The following is a 7,033-nucleotide window of genomic DNA, read 5'->3' on the forward strand; positions in this document are numbered from 1 at the left end:
GAGCTTCGACCAGGCTCTCGACCACCCCGTAGGTGGTGATGGCGGCACCCAGTCCGGCAGCGAGCGCGAGGGGGGAGCGGCCGGAGCGGTCATGGATAACGCGGAAGGCTGCGGCACCGCCGAGGACAGCGCTGACGACGGGGATCCCATCGAGGACACTGCCGGCGGTGGCGGCGCCCAGGGCGCGCAGCTCGTCGCGGCCACTGCGGGCGGGGTCGGTCTTGTTCATGGGGGCGGGCCTCCTCTGTGCGGATGAGCGGGGGTGGTCTGGCGAGGGGTTGGCCTAGTGGACGCTCGACTCGATGCCCATGGCATCGACGTGGCCCTTGAGGAAGGAGTCGAGCTCGTCGGGGGCGTCGTCGCGCAGCTCGTGAAGTTCGGCGGCGACGGCTTCGGCGCTGCTGGGGTCGAGGCGCAGGGCGAGTTCCAACAGACGCAGAACGGCGCAGCTGAGGAACGTGGCAGAGGAGTAGGCGAGCAGGTCCTCGACGGCCTTGGACTCACTGCTGCGGGCGGCGATCACCTCGGCCTTGCGATGCAAGGCGGAGCTTCCCAGCGCCAGGACCAGGCGGCGAAGCTCCGCGGTCTCCGGTTCGGCTGCGCAGGCGCTGCACAGGTCTTCCATGAAGCCATTGGGAACCCAGACGCAGCCGCCGGGGCAGGGCGAGTTGTCGGTGCACCCGCAGCGAGAGCACACCGCCTCAAGGCTGTCAGAGGCCGGTTCGGGGCCGAAGTCCGTAGTGGTCACAGGGCGTCCTGTTCGGTCTGTCGGGAGCAGGGGGCGGCTCGTCATGCACGCGTCGGGGCGATGAAGCGGCGGGTGAGGACCATGAACCCGAAGGCCAGGGCTATCCCCGTCAGGTGGGCTCCGGCGCGAATGACCCCGTCGGTGAGGTCGGTCTGCTGGGTCACCAGGACCCCGGCGACGTAGCACGCGGCCCAGATGGCCAGCATCGCGAACAGCAGGAGGACCAGACGCGCGCCGGGCGGGAGCCATTCCGGGCCGGCGGCCGGGGAGAGCTGTTTGGACACATGGGCAAGGTGAGCGATGAGCGTCTGTTCGCGGCTGCCAGCCGGGTGATCGGGCATCCGGTCACAGGAGCAGTTGGCGCGCCATCGGGCCTCCCCGGCGATACGGGAGGCGTCCTCGTCGATGACGTAGGTTGGCAGGTGGCGGCCGTCATCGATCAGGAACCGGTCGAATCGCCTGGCCTTGATGCTCAAGGGCATATTCCTCTCGGTGGGCTGGGCAGTCTGGCGGGCCGCATGGGGCCGACCGTCGCTGAGCGCAGGTCAGGACCACATCAGCGGGAAGCGGCGCCGTAGGAGGCGGATGAGGCCGATGCCCATGGCCAGACCGGTGACACTGGCCCCGCCGAGTACGAGGCTGGCGGCCGCAGCGGTGACGTCGCCACTGTCGAGGAGGAGTAGGCCTCCGGCGAAGCAGACCGCCCAGGCGGCCAGCACGGTGAGGGCCAGCCGGAGGCGCCGCGATCTCGGCGAGCGATCCCCGCTTCCCGTGGGGCTCGCGCCGCTCGAAGACGCTCGTGGGGACGATGTCGGCTCCGGGGCCTGAGCCCCCCCGTCCGAGGTGGGGATCGGAGCCTCGTCCGCGGGCGCCTGTACAGGGGCGGCCGGACTCCCACTACCAGGTGCGGCAGCCTCGCCGACGGGCTCCGAGGGCAGAGTAGGAAGAGGGGGCGGGGCAGGGTCGCTGGGGGCGTTGCTAGTGGTCACCGGTGACGGCGCGTACAGGGCGGTCAGTATCGCCTCGAGCAGCTGGTAGACGTCCTTGTACTCGACCGGCTGTGACAGGTCGCCGTGGGTGGCAACCATGCGGGCATCGACGAATCGGAACCCGTAGGGGGGACCGTCGGAGCCTTCTGGCTCGGAGTCGTAGCTGAACACGGCGGTGATGTCGAAGCCGCGACCGTGTCGTTCGACGGAAGCATCGATCACCAAGCGCAGCTCGTTGAGGTCCTCGGCAGCGCCCCGTACGGCCTTCTGCACCAGGCCGGGCAGGCGCGACAGGTCGCTGTAGAACAGACCAGCCTCGCCCACCACATAGGGTCGGGTTTGCCCGCCCTCGAAGGTGAAGGTGACCGTCGCTTCACCGTTGGGGACCTCCTCCCGACGCAGGCCGGGGGTCGCGAAGCGGTGATGGCTGTAGGCCATCCACAGGGGCAGGGCTTGCGTCGGGACCTCTGCCTTGCGGGCGCAGCGGCAGCAGGCCGGGTCCTGGCCGTGGTCGATCAGAACCGAGGGGAAGCTCTCGCCGCAGACCACGCACAGGAAGTCGTGGAGGTCGCGCTGCCAGCGAGGGATCGGGGTGGAGCCCAGGACCAGGTTGTCCCAGGATCCGACGGGCGCGAGCGTGCCTGCCTCGGCCGCGCGGCGTTTGCTGGCGTAGGAGGAGTAGATGGACGCTGCGCGGTTGCGCCCGTGGAGGGCTATCAGGGCATCGGCCCACGCCAGCTGCAGGTCCTTGTCCCGCTCCGACATGTCGGGCCGCCCGTTGTATTCCACGAGCACACCCAGGCCGCGGTCGTTTGCGAAGAGGCGATCCATCTGTTGGAGCAGCCTGCCCCGGATGCCGGGGTCGTGGGAGGTGGTGGCAAGCATGGTGACGTCCGTTCTCTGCTGGGTGGGGTGAACACCGGCGGAGCCCCGGTGCCTGGGCTGCTGTGCTCGCGGAGCCGGGGTACTTGGGGAGCCGGGGGCGTGCCGGGCCGTGGGGCAACGAACAGGGGCCGGGCCAAGGAGGGTGCGCATCACCCCACGTCTCGGCCCGGCCCCTGGCGTCTGGCCTGGTCACATCCGGTGGTACCCGGCCCCGGTCTCGCGCAGGTCGAGGTACTTCTTCAGCTCGGCCTGCTGCCACAGGGGCTCGGATACCCGCCATCGGGTCGTGTTCCCCTTCGTGTCCTTGAGTTTGAGGACACGCTGGCTCTCCGTCCAGTGCCCCGCGGTGCCCTTGCGGATCACCTCTCGGCCGCAGACTTCCTTGGTGGAGCCCTGGGGCTTGCCGGGCGTGATGGTGGGTGCCTTGGATGCAGGGGTCGGCTTGGTCAGGTCGGGGCTCTTGGGCTGCTTCGGGGCATCCGCGCCGGAGTCCGTGTCCGGGACGGCCGGCTTCTTCGGCGCAGGAGCCGGTTTGGGGCCCGGCTTCAGCGGCACCCTGGCACTCAACGGAGTGCTCCACGCGGCCTTCTTGACCGGCACCTGGCGGCAGACCTTGCCGTACTTGTCGGAAGTGGCGGCCACCCACCGCGGTGCGGCACCGCTCTTCTCTGTCACGGTGCCGTGGTCGACCACGATCGTCTTCGTGTCCTGGCCCCAGCTCCCGCAGCCGACCAGCGCGCTCAGCGCCACGGTCGTGCTCAACAGGGCCATCGTGCGCGGTATGCGGGTGGTACGGGACATCCGGGGACTCACTCCAAGTCGGTTGACTGCAAAACGTGGTTGAGGTGGAACTGACCCCGTGCCCGAAGGGACCGAAGGAGAAGACCGTGCCGGTGAGGCTGGAGGCCTCTTCAGTGGTGGCCAGCCTGCTGGGGAGAGATCAGCGGGTGTGTCCCATGGGGCGGGCAGCGCATGTGGTGCGGGCCCGCCGGGCGGGACACTGGGGCTGGCTCAGCCCGCGGCGATCAGGCCGGCGATCGCGAACAGGGCGACCGCCGTGGTGGTCACATCGACCGCCCAGCGCAGCAGCGTGTGCTTGCGGTCGGCCAGCTTGGCCAGGGCGTGAGCGTCGTCGACCCTGCGGTCCTCGCGCATTGCTTCGCGGAAGCCCGGCTGGTCCAGACGAGCCCAGCGGACGAAGCCCGCCGAGGCCCCGTTCTTGATCCTCGTTCGCGGACGGACCACCTGCAGCAGGAGAACGATGGCGACGACGATGAAGGCCCCCGACAGGCCGCCGACGAGTTTCGCGGCGGTCGGCAGGTCCGCGTCGGCGGCACTCACCAGCCCTGCGGACATCGCGCCGTTGAGGGCGAGCAGCACGCTCGCCTTGGTGTCGGTGCGGTCGATCTCGCGCCGCGAGTCGACGGCGGACGCCGCCAAGTTGGCGTCGGTGCGGTCCATGCTCGAGGCCGTGCGGCCGTCAGCGGCGGAGGTGGTGATCTGCTCCATGGGCACTCCTGTCGGGTCGGGAAGTTGAATAGAGGTTCGGCGCACGCACGGTGTATGTCCGGCGTGCGGATCGGTTGGCCTGTCCCGCCTGCGGCGCAGTCCTGTCGGGGCGCGGTCCGCAGGCCGGACGGGCAAGCCGAGCCAGCCGCTGCTCACTGGACGGTGATGTTGCGGGCCTTGATCTTCATGCGGGCGCGGTCCCGGACCACAAGGTGGTTCTTCGGGCCGCCGCACCCGACGTGGGCTCCAGACGGCGAGGGGGGAGCCGCAGCGCCTGATCCGTTGGAGAAAAGCTTGGTCCGGATGGTGGACAGCAAGGCGGCGCCGGAGATGAGGGCGGCGGAGAGCGCGTAGAACACGTTGTCCAGGTACTTAAGGCCAGGGGCCGCCCAGCCGATTCCAGCTCCCACACCGGCTCCGCAGACCCCGGTGGCGACCAGCAGCATCGAGGTGCCCTTGACCCAGGCCGGCACGGGCTGTGCCGCAGTGGGCTGCGGCGCAGCAGCATGGCCTGGGTGTGTGTTGATGTAGCGGATCTGGAAGGCGGGCGGGACGGGGTCGAGCCCGGACTCGAGGCGTCGTGCGGCCGCCAGCAGCTGGGCGTCGTACATCTCGACGGCCTCGGCGGGCGTCAGTACACGGATGAACCGGTTCTGAGGGTCGAGCATGACGGCCGGCCGGGCCTGTGCCAGTTGGGCGAGTGTCGGATCGGCTTCACCTGCACGGAGTTGGGGGCCGACATGGTCGAGAGTCATGTGCCAACGCTCCTGTTCGGGGCAGCACCGCGGGGGTGCTAGAACGCCGGTGAGGGCGGACCGGGCCAGGCGGCTGGGCCGCCTCACCGGCGGATGGGTGGTACTTACTGACCGACGGCGGTCAGCAACTGCTCGCGCAGCTCGACCGAGCCCCATTCACCGTGGCCGTAGTCGATGACGAGACCTTCCTCCGCGAGCCTGCGGAGCGTGGTGGAAATCGTCGACTTGGCGCAGCCGGTGCCCTCGGCGATCAGCGCAGTCGTGGTGGAGGGCTGGGTGCGTACGAATGCGAGGATCGCGGCCTTCGCCACACCTCGCTGGGAGCCCTTGGCCGTCTTCGTGGTGGAGACGGCCGGGGTCTGGCCGGTGAACTCCTCATACTCGTACTCGGCGGCCGGGGTTTCCGACAGTTCGCTGACACCGGGCACCGGGAGGATGATGCCCTTGCGGCGGGACGCCAGGCGCTGACGCCACTCCAGGTAGAACGGGCCGATTCGCTCGGCCCCCTCGCGGGAGAACTGCGGAGGATTCCCCGTCTTGGCGTGCCGGGTGGCCTGCCGGCGGTTCAGGGGACGCCAGGAGCGGAAGACCGCTCCGCGGTCCTCGACTCCCGACAGATAACCCAGACCGCTGGTCGGCAGCAGGCTGCCGGGCCAGGCACCGGGGAGATCGTAGGGGTCGGCGGGGAGATTGACCATGTGCTGGGTCATCCGCGAGGTGTTCCGCAGCGCGATCACGTTGCCGGACACCAGCGGCTGGCGCAGCTGCTCGGTCCCGATCGCTTCCAAGCCCACCAGATGGGAGGCCAGGCGCAGCTTGATCCCCAGCTTGCGGCCCAGGATCGCCGCGTCGACGGCAATGTCAAGGGCCTCCGGATATTCCTGCCACACCTCCTGCCACTCGTCGATGGCCACGACCAGGCCAGGGTTGGCCACGGTCGGGGTGAAATCTCCGATGCCGAAGTAGACGTCCCCGTCCTCGTCCTCCCAGGTTTCGATGCTGGACTTCTCCGCGCGCCGGTGCAGTTCTTCCCGCACGGCGACCAGCAGACCCATGCACTCGTCCACACCGGAGGCGAAGCAGTCCAGATGGTCCTGCCAGTACTCGAAGGACGCCCCGTACTGCGGGTCGCCGCCCCAGCTGACGTAGATGCCGGTGTGCCGGTCCATCGCGAACAGCTGGCGCAGCAGCTCGCTCTTACCCGAACCGGTCGACCCGGTGATCAGGTCATGGACCGTGCCCCAGTCGGGGCGGTGATACCGGTAGAGCGCGGGGGCGTTGTCGATGTGCAGGCCGAGGTGCGCGATGCCGCTGACCGGGTCGAAGGTGGAATCGATGCCCGGCCAGTGCGGCATGTCCTCCAGCGGGTTGCGCTCGTACACCTTCAGGGAGGCCAGGTTGGCGCTGCCGGAGGGGTGCTGGGTGACCGCGACCGACGAGATCGGCAGCCCGTAGGCGGAGGCGATCATCGGGGTGGCGGTCTTGGCATCCGAGTACTGCTGGCGGCCCGGGGAGAGCACGATCGTGCCGCCCCACGCCTTGCCGTCCAGGCCCGGCAGATCCTCCGCCCCGGTGAGGCTCGCTCCATACAGGCGGCCACCGGTCCCGCCGAGCCGCTCGTTGAAGACTTCCTCTTTGCTGAGTTCGTCCTGAACCTCGGGCATCTCGCGGATCCGCCGCAGCCACCACCAGGGCACTCCGGTTGCAGCCAGCCATGCCAAATAGAAGCCCACGGGGACATCGGCTGAGGCTGCGGTCTGCAGGAGCGCGGCCGCCGACCCTGCGGAGGCCAGCAGCCGCCCCAGCTCCGAGCGGGTCATGGGGTTGCTGCGCCGCTGGGGCAGGGCACCGTGCCGCGCGAACCACTGCGCCGCCCGGGTGCGGTAGTTCGCGCGTCGCCGCCAGCGCCAGCGTCCGTGGACACCGGCGGCGATTGCGGCGTTCGTCATCAGGGCGCCGCCCCATCCGTCAGGCGCGTCGTGGAAGGCGGCACCGGCGATGTACAAAGCGGTCGCGGCAGCCGGCGGGGTGAGTCTGCGCCGGTTGCGGTAGGTCCAGCGCACAATCCGGCCTGTAGCCATCATCAGCCGCACCGGGCGGGAGCGGCGGCGACGCGGGCGCTCGGGTCCGAGCACCATCGCGGCTTC

7 protein-coding genes and 1 pseudogene are annotated in these 7,033 nt (G+C 69.8%); all 8 read right to left on the reverse strand.

Annotated elements, in window-relative coordinates; genetic code table 11:
- Positions 1-229 (reverse strand): hypothetical protein (locus VN520_RS35245; RefSeq protein WP_325751025.1); only part of this gene is annotated, 229 nt, incomplete at its 3' end.
- Between the two features lie 54 nt (positions 230-283).
- The gene (locus VN520_RS35250; RefSeq protein WP_325751026.1) at positions 284-625 is read right to left on the reverse strand and encodes a hypothetical protein; all 342 of its coding nucleotides are present in this window, start codon (positions 623-625) and stop codon (positions 284-286) included.
- A 164-nt stretch (positions 626-789) separates the two neighbouring features.
- Positions 790-1,224 carry a hypothetical protein gene (locus VN520_RS35255; protein ID WP_325751027.1) on the reverse strand — a complete coding sequence of 145 codons (435 nt, stop codon included), beginning with the start codon at positions 1,222-1,224 and terminating at the stop codon, positions 790-792.
- Positions 1,225-1,293: 69 nt separating this feature from the next.
- Complete coding sequence (locus tag VN520_RS35260; protein ID WP_325751028.1) at positions 1,294-2,622, reverse strand: hypothetical protein; 1,329 nt, start codon at positions 2,620-2,622, stop codon at positions 1,294-1,296.
- 189 nt (positions 2,623-2,811) lie between these two features.
- A complete protein-coding gene (locus VN520_RS35265) occupies positions 2,812-3,423 on the reverse strand; it encodes a hypothetical protein (protein ID WP_325751029.1) in 612 nt (203 codons plus the stop codon).
- Between the two features lie 210 nt (positions 3,424-3,633).
- Positions 3,634-4,131 (reverse strand): Pycsar system effector family protein, encoded by a 498-nt coding sequence (locus VN520_RS35270; RefSeq protein WP_325751030.1) that lies wholly within the window; start codon positions 4,129-4,131, stop codon positions 3,634-3,636.
- A 152-nt stretch (positions 4,132-4,283) separates the two neighbouring features.
- Positions 4,284-4,886, reverse strand: a complete 603-nt coding sequence (locus VN520_RS35275; RefSeq protein ID WP_325751031.1) for a hypothetical protein — start codon at positions 4,884-4,886, stop codon at positions 4,284-4,286.
- Between the two features lie 104 nt (positions 4,887-4,990).
- A pseudogene (locus VN520_RS35280) lies at positions 4,991-7,033 on the reverse strand (hypothetical protein); the annotation flags it as partial.

Source organism: Streptomyces sp. (assembly GCF_035563135.1).
Classification (GTDB): domain Bacteria; phylum Actinomycetota; class Actinomycetes; order Streptomycetales; family Streptomycetaceae; genus Streptomyces.